The following is a 15,541-nucleotide window of genomic DNA, read 5'->3' on the forward strand; positions in this document are numbered from 1 at the left end:
GCAAGGCAGGTCTGCCGCAAGCGGGTTCAGCCCGCCGCCAGCCAGACCGCCGCATTGCCGGGGAGTTCCGCCGCGCCCTCCAGCGGCAGGCTGGCGGCGAGGAGGCGGCCTTCCGGCAGGGGCACCGATGCCTCCCCCAGGTTGATGGCCACCCGCACCCCGCCATTGCGCAGCAGCAGCACATCGGGGGGCGAGGTCTCCCAGGCCAGATCCCCCTGTCCCAGGCCATGCTCCCGCCGTAGGCGCAGCAGGCGGCAGTAGAGTTCCAGGGTGGAATCCGGCACGCCTTCCTGACGGTCCGCCGCATAGGCGCGGAAGTCCTCCGGCTGCGGCAGCCAGGTCGCCCCGGTGGGGCTGAAGCCGAAGCCCGGCGCCCCTGCCTCCCAGGGGATCGGCACGCGGCAGCCGTCGCGGCCGGTCTCCGCCCCGCCGGTGCGGAAGAAGGAGGGGTCCTGGCGGTGGCGGGCCTCCAGCGTGGTGTGCTCCGGCAGGCCGAGTTCCTCACCCTGGTAGATATAGGCCGAACCCGGCAGGGCCAGGGTCAGCAACGCCATGGCCCGGGCGCGGCGCAGGCCCAGCGCCTCGTCCGGCTGCTCGCCCGCCGCATCGATGCCGGGCGGGCGGGTGCCCGGCACAGACAGCCCGTAGCGGGAGGCATGGCGCACCGTGTCGTGGTTGGACAGGACCCAGGTGGTCGGCGCCCCCACGGCGGCGGCCGCCCGGAGGGAGGCGTCGATCACCCGCCGGAGTTCCGCCGCGTCCCAAAGGGCGGTCAGGTAGTCGAAGTTGAAAGCCTGCTGCATCTCATCCGGGCGGACATAGCGGGCGAGGCGGGACTGCGGCTTCACCCAGGCCTCCGCCACCATCATCCGGTCGCCGGGATAGGCAGCCAGGACGCGGCGCCAGTCGCGGTAGATCGCGTGCACTCCCTCCTGGTCCCACATCGGCCCCATGTCGGGTGCCGGGCCGTCGCCGTCCTCCCCCTCGATCATGGTGGCCTGCCCGCTCCATTCCGGCAGGCCGGGGGCCTTGACCAGCCCATGTGCGACATCGACGCGGAAGCCGTCCACGCCCCGGTCGAGCCAGAAGCGCAGGATGCTCTCGAACTCGGCGCGGACCTCGGGGTGCTCCCAGTCGAAATCCGGCTGCCGCCGGTCGAAGAGGTGCAGGTACCACTGCGTGTCGCCAGGGGCGCGTGACCAGGCGGAGCCACCGAAGACGCTGCGCCAGTCATTGGGCGGCACCTCCCCGCCGGTTGCCTCTCCCTGGGGTCTGCGCCCGTCGCGGAAGATATAGCGTGCGCGTTCCAGGCTCCCGGGCGGCGTGCGGAGGGCCGCCTGGAACCAGGGATGCTCATCCGAACTGTGGTTCGGCACCAGGTCCACGATCACCCGCAGCCCCAGCGCATGGGCCTGGTGCAGGAGGCGGTCGAAATCCGCCAGCGTGCCGAAGAGCGGGTCCACATCCCGGTAATCCGCGACATCGTAGCCCCCATCGGCCTGCGGCGAGCGGTAGAAGGGCGAGAGCCAGATCGCATCCACCCCCAGCCGCGCCACATAGGGCAGGCGGGCGGCGATGCCCGGCAGGTCCCCCACCCCGTCACCATCGGAATCGGCGAAGGAGCGCGGGTAGATCTGGTAGATCACGGCCGAGCGCCACCATTCGGCGCCGGGACGGTGTGAGGAAGGAAGGGCCGCGGTCGCGACTTGATCCATGCCGGTCGTCCTGCTTGCTGGTCCTGCCGCACCCAACACCCGCCGCGCTGCGGGGTTGAGGCGAAAGCGGGAGGCATCCGCCCCGAGGGCCTTGCGGCACCACGACATGGCGGCCGCCGGGCCATGGCGCTCAGACCTTGTGCGTGGTCAGCAGAAGGCTGGTCTCGGTCGAGGCCACGCCCCGGATCTGTCGTATCCGCTGGAGCGCGGCATCGAAACCCTCCAGCGTGCCGGTCGCCAGTTCCACCACGAGGTCCCAGCGGCCATTCGTGCTGTGGACCGCCGCCACCTCCGCCATGCCGCGCAGGGAACGCAGCACCGCCTCGGTCCGTTCCCCGGCCACCTCGATCAGGGTGATGGCGCGGATCCGTCCCGCCTCCGCCTCCGGCATCAGCCGCAGGGTGAAGCCCTGGATCACCCCGCTGGCCTGGAGGCGGTCCAGCCGGTTCTGCACCGTGCCGCGCGAGACCTTCAGCAGGGAAGCCAGGCTCGCGACCGGCAGGCGCGCATTGTCCCGCAGCAGGGCGATGAGGTTCCGGTCGATATCGTCCATGGATCGCCTGTCCGGAAGGTGGCCGCCCGGTTCCAGCCCGGCAATCCGCAGCCCAGGGCTGACGGATCGCCAGGGTTTCTGACGATCCGCTCTATCGCTTCAGCAATCCGGGCACCAGGGGGCCGTGGTGACGGCGGCCTGCCGCATCTTCACGCGAAAGAGGCCCGTTTCTTGGGCTCGCCGGCTGCTCTTTCATCAGGAGCCCCTCTCCGGACAGGGCCATCCCCCGGCACGGGCTTTGCTTCGGTTCGTTCCAGCATCGCATCCGGCGGCCTTCCAGCACCCGTCCGGAACCAGGGAAAACAAGGGAGTCGCCGATGTCGGGACGCATGGGGGCCAGGGCTGGCCGGGCGGGCACGGGCCCGCATCCGGTGGACCGGATGCTGCCGCTGCCGAAGCTGGTGCCGCTCGCGCTTCAGCACGTGCTGGTCATGTATGCGGGCGCCGTGGCGGTGCCACTGATCATCGGGCGGGCACTGAACCTTTCGCCGCAGGAGGTCGCCTTCCTGATCTCCGCGGACCTTTTTGCCTGCGGCCTGGCGACGCTGGTGCAGTGCCTGGGCTTCCCCGGCTTCGGCATCCGCCTGCCGGTGATGATGGGCGTGACCTTCGCCGCCGTGGGGCCGATGCTCTCCATGGCCGCCACGCCGGATGTCGGGCTGCTGGGCATCTACGGCTCGGTGATCGCCGCCGGCCTCTTCGGGGTGCTGGTGGCCCCTTTCGTCAGCCGGCTGCTGCCGCTTTTCCCGCCCGTGGTCACGGGCACCATCATCCTGGTGATCGGCATCTCTCTGATGCGGGTGGGCATCAACTGGGCCGGCGGCGGGCTGCCCATGCTGACGCGCGTGGTCGATGGCGTGCCCTATTCCTACGCCAACCCGAATTACGGCCAGCTCACCGGGCTGGGCATCGCCCTCTTCGTGCTGCTGGTGATCCTGGCGCTGATCAAGTGGGGGCGCGGCTTCGTGGCCAATGTCGCGGTGCTGCTGGGCATCGTGGCGGGCTCGGTGCTGGCCAGCCTGATGGGGGTGATGCATTTCGAGCGCGTCCTGGCCGCCCCCTGGTTCGCCGTGGTGACGCCTTTCCATTTCGGCATGCCGAGCTTCCACCTCGTGCCCATCGTCACGATGTGCATCGTGATGGTCGTGGTGATGATCGAATCCCTGGGCATGTTCCTGGCCCTGGGGGAGATGACCGGCCGCCCGGTGGACCAGGATGCGCTGAGCCGCGGGTTGCGCGCCGACGGGCTGGGCACGCTGCTGGGCGGCCTCTTCAACACCTTCCCCTATACCTCCTTCTCCCAGAATGTCGGGCTGGTGGGCGTGACCGGGGTGCGCTCGCGCTGGGTGACCGTGGCGGCGGGCGTGATCATGCTGGCGCTCGGCCTGCTGCCGAAGATGTCGGCGCTGGTGGAGGCCGTGCCGCAGGTCGTGCTCGGCGGCGCCGGGCTGGTGATGTTCGGCATGGTGGCGGCCACCGGGGCGCGCATCCTCGCCCAGGTCGATTTCCGCACCAACCAGAACAACCTCTTCGTCGTCGCCCTGTCCGTGGGCTTCGGCATGATCCCGCTGGCGGCCCCGAACTTCTTCCGGGCCCTGCCGCATGAGCTGCACCCGCTGCTGGAATCCGGCATCCTGCTCGCCTCCATCGTCGCGGTGGCTCTGAACGCCTTCTTCAACGGCCTGGGCAGCCGGGAACAGGCCCGCAGCGACGCCGCCACGGCGGCCGCGGCGGCGGAGCACGCCTGAGGGCGGAGCGGCCTCCCCCATCGCCGCGGCCCTGTCCGAAGGGCAGGGCTGCCGGCCCGGCGGATTGACCTCGCCGGCCACAGGCCACAGCCTCCCCGCCACGCAGCGGAGGAACCCCGATGGCCGACGAGAAACTGGTCCTGTCGGAGCGGCAGGGGCGGGTGGGCCTGATCACGCTCGACCGCCCCAAGGCGCTCAACGCGCTCAGCGATTCGCTGATGGCGCAACTGGGCGAGGCGCTGCTCGCCTTCGATGCCGATGAGGAGATCGGCGCCATCGTGCTGACCGGCAGCGAGCGCGCCTTCGCCGCCGGGGCCGATATCCGGGAGATGAAGGACCGCCGCTTCCCGGACGTTTACCGGAACGACTTCATCGGCCAGCGCTGGGAAACGATCCTGCAGGTGCGCAAGCCGGTCATCGCGGCGGTGGCGGGCCATGCGCTGGGCGGCGGCTGCGAGCTGGCGATGATGTGCGACATGATCGTCGCCGCCGACACGGCGAAGTTCGGCCAGCCGGAGATCAATATCGGCATCCTGCCCGGCGCCGGCGGCACGCAGCGGCTGACCCGGGCGGTGGGCAAGTCCAAGGCCATGGACCTGATCCTGACCGCGCGGATCATGGATGCCGCGGAGGCCGAGCGCAGCGGGCTGGTGGCGCGGGTGGTGCCGGCGGCGGAACTGCTGCCCCAGGTCCTGGAGATGGCGGCGCGGATCGCCGCCCTCCCCCCGACCTCGGTCGCCATGGCCAAGGCCGCCGTCAACGCCGCCTTCGAGACCACGCTGCGGGAGGGCGTGCGGCTGGAGCGCCAGCTCTTCCTCAGCCTCTTCGGCACGCCGGGGCAGGTCGAGGGCATGGCCGCCTTCGTCGAGAAGCGGAAGCCCGATTTCGGGCGCGGCTGACCGCCTTGCCCCTCCCCCGCCCCCTCCCGCGCGGGGGTTTGCGGTTGACTTCGCGCCCGCGTGGGGTCTAGAAGCCCCGACCTTCTGCTGTCCCCCTGGTCCTGTCCTGGAGGGTGGCGGCGTTCCACAGACAGATCGGCAGTCAGTACAGCTCATGGCGAACACGCCCTCTGCGCGTAAGCGCATCCGTCAGACCGAGAAGCGCAACGCGCGCAACACCGCCCGCCGTTCCCGCGTGCGCACCTTCCTGCGCAAGCTCGAGGACGCGCTCGCCGCCGGCGACAAGAGCCAGGCCCAGGCCGCTTATCAGGCTTTCCAGCCGGAGATGATGCGCGCTGTCACGAAGGGCGTGCTGCACGCCAACACCGTGGGCCGCAAGCTCTCCCGCCTGTCCGCCCGCGTGAAGGCGCTGGGCGCCACGGTGCAGGGCTAAAAATTCGATCACACCTCTGGTAGGTGTGTTGACGGCCCGGATCGTTCTGATTCGGGCCGTAATTTTTGCAGGCTTTTCAAAGCAGTTAGCCGATGAGGCTAAGACGTCATCCGAATTTTGGTTGGCTCTTCACGGCTTCGTTGCAACAGTGTGACTCGGGAGTCGGGGCCTCGCTCTGACTCTTCTTGATCGGCTCCGGGCTTCGCGCTGATGTGCCCCCACCCTGGATGGGAGAGGGGGTACCACGCGCCCCCCTTTTCGCCAAGGGTGGTGACGGAGCCGGTCCGGGTCAGGCCAGGTTATCCGGCCCTGTCGGCCGGTCGAGGGAGAGCGGCGCGAGCCGCGGTTCGGAGAGAGGATGCGGATGCTCATGCAGCAGGAAGACCTCGGCAGCCCCTCTCCCGTCCTCTCCGGCACCGGCCTGGATTCCGCCAATGTCACCGAGGCCTGGGCGCGCATCCGTGGCCGCCTGCGCGAGGAAATCGGCGAAATCGAGTACCGCACCTGGATGCGCCAGATGACCCTGGCGGCCATCGAGGGCGAGGAGGCGGTGGTGCAGGTGCCCTCCCGCTTCCTGCGCGACTGGCTGCGCAGCCAGTACGGGGACAGGCTGCGCGCGCTCTGGCAGGCCGAGAATCTGGGCGTGCGCCGGGTGGACATCCGCGTGGCGCCGGCACCGGCGGCCGATGGCGCGACGGTGGACGGCGAGGCCATGCCGCGTGCCCTGCCGGAGCAGGCACGCCCGGCCGAGGCCCGCGCCGCCGATCCCGCCCGGGCCGCCGATCCCCGCAACGCCGATCCCCGCAACGACTGGGCGGCGCCGCTCGATCCGCGCTTCACCTTCGACAGCTTCGTGGTCGGCAAGCCGAACGAGTTCGCCTATGCCTGCGCCCGCCGCGTGGCGGAGAAGCCGGCGAGCCCGGGATTCAACCCGCTTTTCCTCTATGGCGGCGTCGGGCTGGGCAAGACGCATCTGATGCATTCGATCGCCTGGGCGCTGCGCGAGCCCGGCCTCGACCGCTCGGTGGCCTATATGTCCGCCGAGAAGTTCATGTACCGCTTCATCGCGGCGCTGCGTTCGCAGAGCACGATGGAGTTCAAGGAGAGCCTCCGCTCCGTCGACGTCCTGATGATCGACGACCTGCAGTTCCTGATCGGCAAGGACAACACGCAGGAGGAGTTCTTCCACACCTTCAACGCGCTGGTGGATGCCGGCAAGCAGATCGTGGTCTCCGCCGACAAGTCGCCCTCCGACCTGTCGGGGCTGGAGGACCGGCTGCGCACACGGCTCGGCTGCGGCATGGTGGCCGATATCCACGCCACCACCTACGAGTTGCGCATCTCGATCCTGGAGGCCAAGGCGCAGGCGGCGGGCATCCCGGTGCCGGCGCGGGTGCTGGAATACCTCGCGCACAAGATCACCTCGAACGTGCGGGAGCTGGAAGGCGCGCTGAACCGGCTGATCGCCCATTCCGGCCTGTTCGGCCGCCCGGTGACGCTGGAAAGCTGCCAGGAGGTCCTGCACGACATCCTGCGCGCCCATGACCGCCGCGTGACGATCGAGGAGATCCAGAAGCGCGTCGCCGAGCACTACAACATGCGCCTCGCCGACATGTCCTCGGCCCGCCGCGCCCGCAATGTGGCCCGGCCGCGGCAGGTGGCGATGTACCTGGCCAAGCAGCTCACCTCGCGCTCCCTGCCCGAGATCGGGCGCAAGTTCGGCAATCGTGACCACACCACCGTCATGCATGCCGTGGCCAAGGTGCAGGAGCTGATGCAGCAGGATGCCGGCTTCGCCGAGGATGTCGAGCTGCTGCGGCGGATGCTGGAGACCTAATCTCCCCCCGGCGCCGGGTTCCCGGGCGCCACCCCCTTCCGCTCCGCCCGGCCGCGCCGGAATGGGGGCCGAAATGCGGGCGGGTGCCCCGCTTCCCCGGGTTTGGGCGGGATGATAGGAATGTCCCCTTGTCAACGCAGGGTCCCCGGCTCCGGGACCCCCAACAGCTTCGAGGATAGGCGCCGATGAAGTTCACGGTGGACCGGGCGGTGCTGCTGAAGGCGCTCGCGCATGTCCAGAGCGTCGTCGAGCGTCGCAACACCATCCCCATCCTGGCCAATGTCCTGCTGGATGCCGCGCAGGACCGGCTGACGCTGACCGCCACCGACATGGAGATCGCGGTGGTGGAGGAGATCACCAGCGGCGTCGAGGTGACGCAGCCGGGCCGCTGCACCGCCCCGGCGGCGACGCTCTACGAGATCGCGCGCAAGCTGGGCGACGGGCTGAAGGTGGAGTTCGACCAGGCGGGCGGCGATGCGCCGCTGGGCCTGCGCGCCGGGCGCTACGTGACCTCGCTGATGGTGCTGCCGGTCGAGGATTTCCCGGCGATGACGGAGGGCAAGCTGCCGCACCGCTTCAGCCTGCCCGCCGCGACGCTGCGCGAGCTGGTGGACCGCACCCGCTTCGCCATCTCCACCGAGGAGACGCGCTACTACCTGAACGGCATCTACCTGCATGTCGCGGAGGGCGAGGATGGCAAGGTGCTGCGCGCCGTGGCGACCGACGGACACCGCCTCGCCCGCGTCGAGGCACCGCTGCCGGAGGGCGCCTCGGGCATGCCGGGGGTGATCGTGCCGCGCAAGACGGTGGGCGAGGTGCGCAAGCTGGCCGACGAGGCCTCGGGCGAGGATGCGACGGTCGAGGTGCGGCTCTCCGACACCAAGATCCAGTTCCGCCTCGGCCCGGTGACGCTGACCTCCAAGCTGATCGACGGCACCTTCCCGGAATACGAGCGCGTCATCCCCAAGGGCAACGACAAGGAGCTCAAGGTGGACCGCGCCCTCTTCGCCCAGGCGGTGGACCGGGTGGCGGCCATCTCCTCCGAGCGTTCGCGGCCGGTGAAGCTGGCGCTGGGCAGGAACCAGCTCGTCCTCACCGCCTCTTCCCCGGAGCAGGGGCAGGCGCGCGAGGAACTGGACGCGGATGCCGTCAGCTACGCCTCCACGCCTCTGGAGATCGGCTTCCAGGCCCGCTACCTGAAGGACATCACCGACCAGGTGCAGGGCCAGGTGGTGTTCCGCTTCTCCGACGGTTCCGCCCCCACCATCGTGCAGGACGAGGACAAGGCCAGCGCGCTCTATGTGCTGATGCCGATGCGGGTCTGACCCGCCCTTCCCTGCCTCCCGCCTGGATTGTCCGGGCGCCGCCGCATCGCCATCTGTGATGGCGATGCGGCTTCCCGGTCCGAAGGGAGTGGCGCCGCCCCAGGAAGCCTTCGGGACCCGCGTGACCCTTCCCTTCCAGAACGCCCCGCCCGGCCTGCGCCTGACACGGCTGATGCTGCGGGATTTCCGCAGCCATGCCGCGACGGATCTGCGCCTGGAATCGCCGCTGGTGGTGGTGGCGGGGGAGAACGGCACCGGCAAGACCAACCTGCTGGAGGCGATCAGCCTGCTGGGCCCTGGGCGCGGGCTGCGAGGCGCGCGCAACCTCGATTTCTGCCGCCGCGCGGCGGAGGGGCCTCCCCTGGGCCGTCAGCGGCCGTTTCGAGGCGCCGCACGGCCCCTTCGACCTTGGCACCGGCACGCCGCCGGAAGGGCCGATGGACAAGCGCGTGCTGCGACTCAACGACGGGGCGGTGCGCTCCCAGGCGGAACTCGGCGTGCTGGTCGCGGCAGTCTGGCTGACGCCGCAGATGGACCGGCTCTTCCAGGAAGGCGCCTCCGGCCGGCGGCGCTTCCTCGACCGCCTGGTCTGGGCGCTGGAGCCCGGCCATGCGCGCGAGGTCGCGGGCTATGAGACCGCCATGGCCGGGCGCAACCGGCTGCTCTCCGAAACCCGGCGCGACCCGGCCTGGATCGCCTCGCTGGAGGATGCCATGGCACGGCATGGCGTGGCCGTGGCCGCCGCCCGCCGCGCCCTGATCGCCCGGCTGAACGCGGCGCTGGAGGGCGGCACGGCCGGAGCCTTCCCGGCCGCCCGCTGCGGCCTGTCCTGCGAGGTCGCGGCGATGCTGGAGGAGCAGCCCGCTTTGGCCGTGGAGGACGCGCTGCGCGGGCGCCTCGCCGCCAACCGGGGGCGCGACGCGGCGGCGGGGCTGGCGACGGAAGGGCCGCATCGCTGCGACCTGCTGCTGCGCCACCTGCCGCGCGACCTGCCGGCCGAGATCTGTTCCACGGGCGAGCAGAAGGCGCTGCTGGTTTCCGTGATCCTGGCCCATGCCGCGCTGATCGCCGCCGCCCGTGGCTTCGCGCCGCTGCTGCTGCTGGACGAGGTGGCGGCGCATCTCGATGCGGCCCGCCGCACGGCACTGTTCGAGGCCTTGGCCGCCCTGCCGGCGCAATGCTTCCTGACAGGCACGGACCCGGAGGTCTTCGCCCCACTGCAGGGCCGTTCCCAGGCCTTCCTCGCCGGCCATCAGGGGCTGCACGCGGCCTGAGATCCGCCATGCCCGGACAGCCCTGCCGGCGATGGCGGGAAATCCAGATTTGCCAAGGGAAAAGCTGAGGATTCCCGATGCGGCGGAGCAGCGGAATCCCTATATTGGGGGCGAGCTTCGACTACGGTTTTCCGAAAGGTTCCATCGCCTGATGTCCGACCCCGCGCTTCCAGAACAGTCCCCTTCCGGCCAGGAGGGCGGGGAAGCCTATGACAGTGCCTCCATCACCGTGCTGCGTGGCCTGGACGCCGTCCGCAAGCGACCCGGCATGTATATCGGCGACACGGATGACGGGTCCGGCCTGCACCACATGGTCTTCGAGATCGTCGACAATTCCGTGGACGAGGCCCAGGCGGGCTATGCCACCCATGTCGATGTGGTGATCAATGCCGACGGCTCCGTCACCGTCACCGATGACGGGCGCGGCATCCCCGTGGACATGCATGCCGAGGAAGGCATCTCGGCCGCCGAGGTGGTGCTGACGCGGCTGCATGCCGGCGGCAAGTTCAACCAGAACTCCTACAAGGTCTCCGGTGGCCTGCATGGCGTCGGCGCGGCGGTGGTGAACGCCCTGTCCGAGCACATGGAGGCGCGCATCTGGAAGAACGGGCGCGAGCACGTGATCCGCTTCGCCCATGGCGACACGGTGGAGCCGCTGCGGGATGTCGGCCCCTCCGAGCATCCCACCGGCACGCAGGTCACCTTCAAGCCCAGCGCCGCGACCTTCTCGAAGACCGAGTTCGACTTCGAGCGGCTGGAGAAGCGGCTGCGCGAGCTGGCCTTCCTCAATTCCGGCCTGCGCATCACGCTGCAGGACGACCGGCCGGTCGAGGGGGCGACCGAAGGCGCCGAGCCGCGCCGCACGGTCTTCCACTACGAGGGCGGGCTCGCCGCCTTCGTCGAGTATCTCGATCGTTCCAACAAGCCGATCTTCTCGCCCCCCGCCGCCGCGACGGGCGAGCAGACGGTGGAGCGCAACGGCGAGAGCAAGACGATCCGCGTCGAATTCGCGCTGCGCTGGACCGACAGCTTCCACGAGACCATGCACTGCTTCACCAACAACATCCCGCAGCGGGATGGCGGCTCGCATCTCGCGGGCTTCCGCCAGGCGCTGACGCGGGTGCTGGGCAAGGTGGCGGAGCAGGCGGCGAAGAAGGACAAGACCGCGCTGTCCGGCGAGGACATGCGCGAGGGCCTGACCGCCGTGCTGTCGGTGAAGGTGCCGGACCCGAAATTCTCCTCCCAGACCAAGGAGAAGCTGGTTTCCTCCGAGGTGCAGCCGGTGGTGCATTCGGTCGTCGCCGATGCGCTGGACCACTGGTTCGAGACGCATCCCAAGGAAGCCAACGAGATCGTCCGCAAGTGCCTCGACGCCGCCGCGGCGCGCGAGGCCGCCCGCAAGGCGCGCGACCTGACGCGGCGCAAGGGCGTGCTCGACATCTCCTCCCTCCCCGGCAAGCTCGCCGATTGCCAGGAGCGCGATCCGAGCAAGGCGGAGATCTTCATCGTCGAGGGTGACTCGGCCGGCGGCTCCGCCAAGCAGGGCCGCGACCGCGCCTTCCAGGCGATCCTGCCATTGCGCGGCAAGGTGCTGAATGTCGAGCGTGCGCGCTTCGACAAGATGCTGTCCTCGGAACAGATCGGCACGCTGATCACCGCGCTCGGCGCCGGCATCGGCCCCGACCCGGCGAATGGCGGCTTCGATCCGGCCAAGCTGCGTTACGGCAAGATCTGCATCATGACCGACGCGGACGTGGACGGTTCTCACATCCGCACCCTGCTGCTGACCTTCTTCTTCCGCCAGATGCCGGAGCTGATCGAGCGCGGGCATCTCTTCATCGCCCAGGCGCCGCTCTATCGCGCCAAGCGCGGCAACGAGGAACGCTACCTCAAGGACGACGCGGCGCTGGAGGAATACCTGCTGGAGAAGGCGCTCCACAACGCGGCGATGACGCTCAGCGACGGCACGGTGCTGGAGGGCGAGGAACTGCGCGGAGAGGTGCAGAAGCTGCGCGAGGTGTCGCGCCGCATCCGCCGCGCCTCCGGCAACCTGCCGCTCTGGATCGGCGAGCAGGCCGCGCTTTCCGGCGCCATGGCCATGGCCAATGACGGCCAGGCGGCGCAGGCCCTGGCGCGGCGGCTGAACGAGCTGTCGCTGGAGACGGAACGCGGCTGGTCCGCCTCGCTGGACGAGGCCGGGCTCAAGCTGGGCCGCACCGTGCGCGGCGTGGCCGAACGCTATTCCCTGGAGCCCGCCCTGCTGCGCGGCGCCGATGCGCTGTGGCTGGAGGAGCGGCGGGAATTCCTGGCCGGCCGCTATGGCAGTGGCGTCACCTTGCGCTTCGAGGGGCGCGAGGACCGGTCGCATGGCCCGCTCTCCGCGCTGGACCGGGTCTTCCAGCAGGGCCGCAAGGGGCTGACGATCCAGCGCTTCAAGGGGCTGGGCGAGATGAACCCGGATCAGCTCTGGAAGACCACGCTGGACCCGGCGGCGCGCACCATGCTGCGGGTGAAGATCGACGATGCCGACGAGGCGGGTCAGATCTTCGCGACGCTGATGGGCGATGTGGTCGAGCCGCGCCGCGAGTTCATCGTGGGCAACGCGCTGAAGGTCGCCAATCTGGACGTCTGACGTCTGCCCCCGGGGGCAACCGATACCGGCAAGGCCGGGCCCTCCAGGGTCCGGCCTTTTTCCTGTCCGGCGGACGGAAGGACACAGGCCTCCTTTTTTGTAAGATCATTCCAAAATTCAGCCCAATCCGTTTCGGAAAGGTGCATAAGCATCCCAGGGGAGATGCAATGGACCAGTGGGAACGAAAAGCTCGCCACCGGAGAGCGCGGAAGCGCGGTGTCCGATGGCGGCCGGCTTTCCTGGCGCTCCTGCTGCCTGGTCTTCTCCTGGGCATCGCGTCCCCGGCCCATGCGGCGGCACCGGCCCAGGACGGGTCCCTGGCCGCCCTGCCCGCGCAGGCTCCGTCCCCTTCCACACCCGACCATGCAGGGGCCGCGGGCAGCGCGTCCTTCGAGGCGCTGATGCGCGCCGGGGATCAGGCGATGCTGCGGGGCGACGTGTCCCGGGCACGGGCCATCTACCAGCGCGCCGTGACGCTCGCCCCGCAATCGGCTGCCGCCTGCCTGTCGCTGGGCTCCACCTACGACCCGAACATGCTGGCCACGATCGAGGCCCGGGGCGGTGGGCTGATCGACACGGCCAAGGCCCGCGAATGGTATGAGCGCGCGCGGGCGCTGGGCCATCCCGCCGCCGATCGCGTGCTGAGCCGGCTGCCATGACGCCGCATGCCGCGCGCCACAGGAGGAACACAGCGCCATGAACCGCCGAAACCTGCTCGCCGGGCTGGCCGGTGGCCTCGCCCTCCGCGCCGCCACAGCCGGCGCGCAGCCCCTGCCGCCCGTCCCCGGAGGGGCCGTGCCGCCGCGCAGCGACGATACGCTCGGCCTCATGGCCGCCGGCCTGGACGGGACCTATATCCGCTTCGCCGACGACATTTCCAACGTGCTCGACGGGGTGGATGGGCTGCGCATCCTGGCCATGATCGGGCGCGGCTCGCTGCAGAACCTGTCGGACCTGCTCTATCTGCCCCGGGTGGACCTCACCTTCGTGCAGTCGGACGTACTGGCCGCGGCCGCGCAGCAGCGGCTCTTCTCCGGCCTGCAACAGCAGGTGAACTACATCGCCAAGCTCTATGATGAAGAGGTGCACATCTTCGTCCGCCCCGGCATCGCGCGGCTGGAGGACCTCGCCGGGCGCCGGGTGAATGTGGAAAGCCGCCAGTCCGGCACGGCGATGACGGCGCAGTTCCTGTTCACGCAGCTCGGCCTGCGGGTGCAGACGGTGAACCTGCCTTCGAACGACGCCACGGAACTGCTGCGCCGGGGCGAGATCGACGCGGTGATGCGCATCGCCGGCAAGCCGATACGCTTTTCCACCCCTATGCCGGAGGGCACGCGGCTCCTGCCGGTCCCGCTTTCCGAGCAATTGCTGGAAGCCTATCTGCCAGCCACCTTCACGGCCCGGGACTATCCCGGCGTGGTTCCGGAGGGCGAGAGCGTGGACACGGTGGCGGTGGGCGCGGTCCTCGCCTGCTACAACCACCAGAACCCGATCCGGCGCGAGAGGCTGCAACGCTTCTCCCGGGCCTTCGCGCAGAAATTCGATGCCTTCCTGCAACCGCCACGGCACCCGAAATGGCGCGACGTGAACCTCGCCGCGACGCTGCCGGGCTGGACGCGCTTCGATCCGACGCTACAGGCCGCCTCCGCCACCGCGGCGCCCCGTTCCAGGCAGGCTGCGCGCTCGCGCCTTCCGGCCAATCCGCCGGCGGACTGACGCGGCTGCAGGCGGAAGGGGCCGGAAGGATCCTTTCCCGCATGAAACTTTCTCTGGTCGTAATTATGGCCTAGGATCGCGAAATTCGTACCGCGCTGCACAAAAGAGACGGCCGGTCGCTTCGGGGGTGAAGGACAAGAACGGCATGCGCCCTTCCGCCACTCTGGCCAGCCTGCTCCTGTTCGGCGGCTCGCTGAGCCTGGCAGCCATCGTGCCACGGCAGGATGCATATGCGGCCAGGCCGGACCAGCCGGCCTCGGAAGCGGTCCCACGAAATGTGCCTGACAAGCTGGCCCTGGCCGCCACCGCCCGGCCGATCGAACTGCCGGACAGCCTGCCGGCGCTGGAACAAGAGCGGGCCACGCTCCAGGAACGCCTCGCGCAGATCGGCCTGACGATCGACCGCATCCTGACCGGCGTGGTGATGGCGGCGCGGAAGGCCGATCCCTGGGGCCCCGCGCGGGAAAGCGATCCCGCGCCGGTCCTGGAAGCCCTGGGTCAGGAGCGGCAGTTGATCCTCGACCGGCTGGGACAGATCGACCGCAAGACCTTGTTGCTGGCCGCCGCGCCCGGCCCGGCACCGGGCCGTCTGGCCCCGCAGGACCCGGATGCCGATCTTCTGGCCGGTTTGGATTCATCGCCGGGGCTGGAGGATACCGAGACCGCGGAGGCGCTCATGGCGCGGGTCGAGCGCTTCGACGCCGCCATGGATCGCCTGCTGGCCAGCATCGAGGCGCCGCCGGACAGCCTGGAGCGCGGCGGCGCCAGCGGGGAAGAACTGTTGAAGCGGCTCTATGGGTTGCGGGACGCGCAGGCGCGGCTGCTGGAACGGATCGCCCGGATCGAACCGCCTTCCATCCCGCTCCCGCCGCCGAGCCCGCCGGAGGAGCAGGTCGCGTCGGCGCCGGCGGTTGACAGCCCGGCCCCGGTCTCGCCCACCGGAAACGACCCCACCCGAAACGACATGGTGGAAGCCACTTCCCCGGTCCGGGAAGCGGAAGCCCCGCCCCTGTTCCCGCCACGCCGGAACCGCCCGCCGTAGCGGAAGCACCGACGGCGAAAACGCGGCTGGTGGAGGCCCCAGCGGTCGAGACACCGGTGATGAAGGCGCCGGCGGCAGAAGCCCCCGTGGCAGCACCGCCCGCACAGGCACCCGTGGCACCGCAGGTCCTGACCCTGGGACCGGCCGTCCCGCCACCTCCGCCGCCGCAGGCCCCACCTCCGGCGGAATCGCTCCCGGCGGCGCTGGCCATGGCCCCTTCGGTCCCGGCTGCGCAGCCGGTGCGGGACAGCGCTCCGGCTGTCCGGGAGGCAAGATTGACGCCCGCCCTGCGCTGCCGGGCGCTGCTGCAACGGGCTCAGTTGGGGGAGGAACTGACGCCCACCGAGCGCAAGGACCTCCGGGGCGC

The 15,541-nt window shown here is 70.1% G+C and carries 11 protein-coding genes and 1 pseudogene; 10 read left to right on the forward strand and 2 right to left on the reverse strand.

The window, feature by feature from the left end:
- Positions 1-26 precede the first annotated feature (26 nt).
- Both MVG78_RS16610 and MVG78_RS16615 read right to left on the reverse strand, forming a co-directional pair.
- Positions 27-1,715 carry a glycoside hydrolase family 13 protein gene (locus tag MVG78_RS16610; protein ID WP_247553479.1) on the reverse strand — a complete coding sequence of 563 codons (1,689 nt, stop codon included), beginning with the start codon at positions 1,713-1,715 and terminating at the stop codon, positions 27-29.
- A gap of 130 nt (positions 1,716-1,845) precedes the next feature.
- Entirely contained in the window at positions 1,846-2,268 is a 423-nt protein-coding gene (locus MVG78_RS16615) for an Lrp/AsnC family transcriptional regulator (RefSeq protein ID WP_247553481.1), read from the reverse strand.
- Between the two features lie 317 nt (positions 2,269-2,585).
- Between MVG78_RS16615 and MVG78_RS16620 the strand changes: the two genes are divergently transcribed.
- The 10 genes and pseudogenes from MVG78_RS16620 (at position 2,586) to MVG78_RS16665 (ending at position 15,174) form a co-directional block, all read left to right on the forward strand.
- Positions 2,586-4,016: a nucleobase:cation symporter-2 family protein gene (locus tag MVG78_RS16620; protein WP_247553482.1), complete on the forward strand. Its 1,431-nt coding sequence runs from the start codon at positions 2,586-2,588 to the stop codon at positions 4,014-4,016.
- 119 nt (positions 4,017-4,135) lie between these two features.
- Positions 4,136-4,915 (forward strand): enoyl-CoA hydratase, encoded by a 780-nt coding sequence (locus MVG78_RS16625; protein WP_027280554.1) that lies wholly within the window; start codon positions 4,136-4,138, stop codon positions 4,913-4,915.
- A gap of 154 nt (positions 4,916-5,069) precedes the next feature.
- Positions 5,070-5,348, forward strand: a complete 279-nt coding sequence (gene rpsT / locus MVG78_RS16630; protein WP_247553484.1) for a 30S ribosomal protein S20 — start codon at positions 5,070-5,072, stop codon at positions 5,346-5,348.
- 364 nt (positions 5,349-5,712) lie between these two features.
- Positions 5,713-7,185 carry a chromosomal replication initiator protein DnaA gene (gene dnaA, locus MVG78_RS16635; RefSeq protein ID WP_247560479.1) on the forward strand — a complete coding sequence of 491 codons (1,473 nt, stop codon included), beginning with the start codon at positions 5,713-5,715 and terminating at the stop codon, positions 7,183-7,185.
- 185 nt (positions 7,186-7,370) lie between these two features.
- On the forward strand, positions 7,371-8,510 hold the full coding sequence (dnaN, locus tag MVG78_RS16640) for a DNA polymerase III subunit beta (protein WP_247553495.1): 1,140 nt from the start codon (positions 7,371-7,373) through the stop codon (positions 8,508-8,510).
- A 172-nt stretch (positions 8,511-8,682) separates the two neighbouring features.
- Positions 8,683-9,784 (forward strand): annotated as a pseudogene (gene recF, locus MVG78_RS16645) (DNA replication/repair protein RecF).
- 151 nt (positions 9,785-9,935) lie between these two features.
- Positions 9,936-12,416: a DNA topoisomerase (ATP-hydrolyzing) subunit B gene (gene gyrB, locus MVG78_RS16650; RefSeq protein WP_247553497.1), complete on the forward strand. Its 2,481-nt coding sequence runs from the start codon at positions 9,936-9,938 to the stop codon at positions 12,414-12,416.
- Positions 12,417-12,817: 401 nt separating this feature from the next.
- Complete coding sequence (locus tag MVG78_RS16655; RefSeq protein WP_247553499.1) at positions 12,818-13,075, forward strand: hypothetical protein; 258 nt, start codon at positions 12,818-12,820, stop codon at positions 13,073-13,075.
- Between the two features lie 37 nt (positions 13,076-13,112).
- On the forward strand, positions 13,113-14,132 hold the full coding sequence (locus MVG78_RS16660; protein ID WP_247553501.1) for a TAXI family TRAP transporter solute-binding subunit: 1,020 nt from the start codon (positions 13,113-13,115) through the stop codon (positions 14,130-14,132).
- A gap of 145 nt (positions 14,133-14,277) precedes the next feature.
- Positions 14,278-15,174 (forward strand): hypothetical protein, encoded by an 897-nt coding sequence (locus MVG78_RS16665; protein ID WP_247553503.1) that lies wholly within the window; start codon positions 14,278-14,280, stop codon positions 15,172-15,174.
- Positions 15,175-15,541: the final 367 nt, after the last annotated feature.

It is taken from the genome of Roseomonas gilardii subsp. gilardii (genome assembly GCF_023078375.1).
GTDB lineage: Bacteria > Pseudomonadota > Alphaproteobacteria > Acetobacterales > Acetobacteraceae > Roseomonas > Roseomonas gilardii.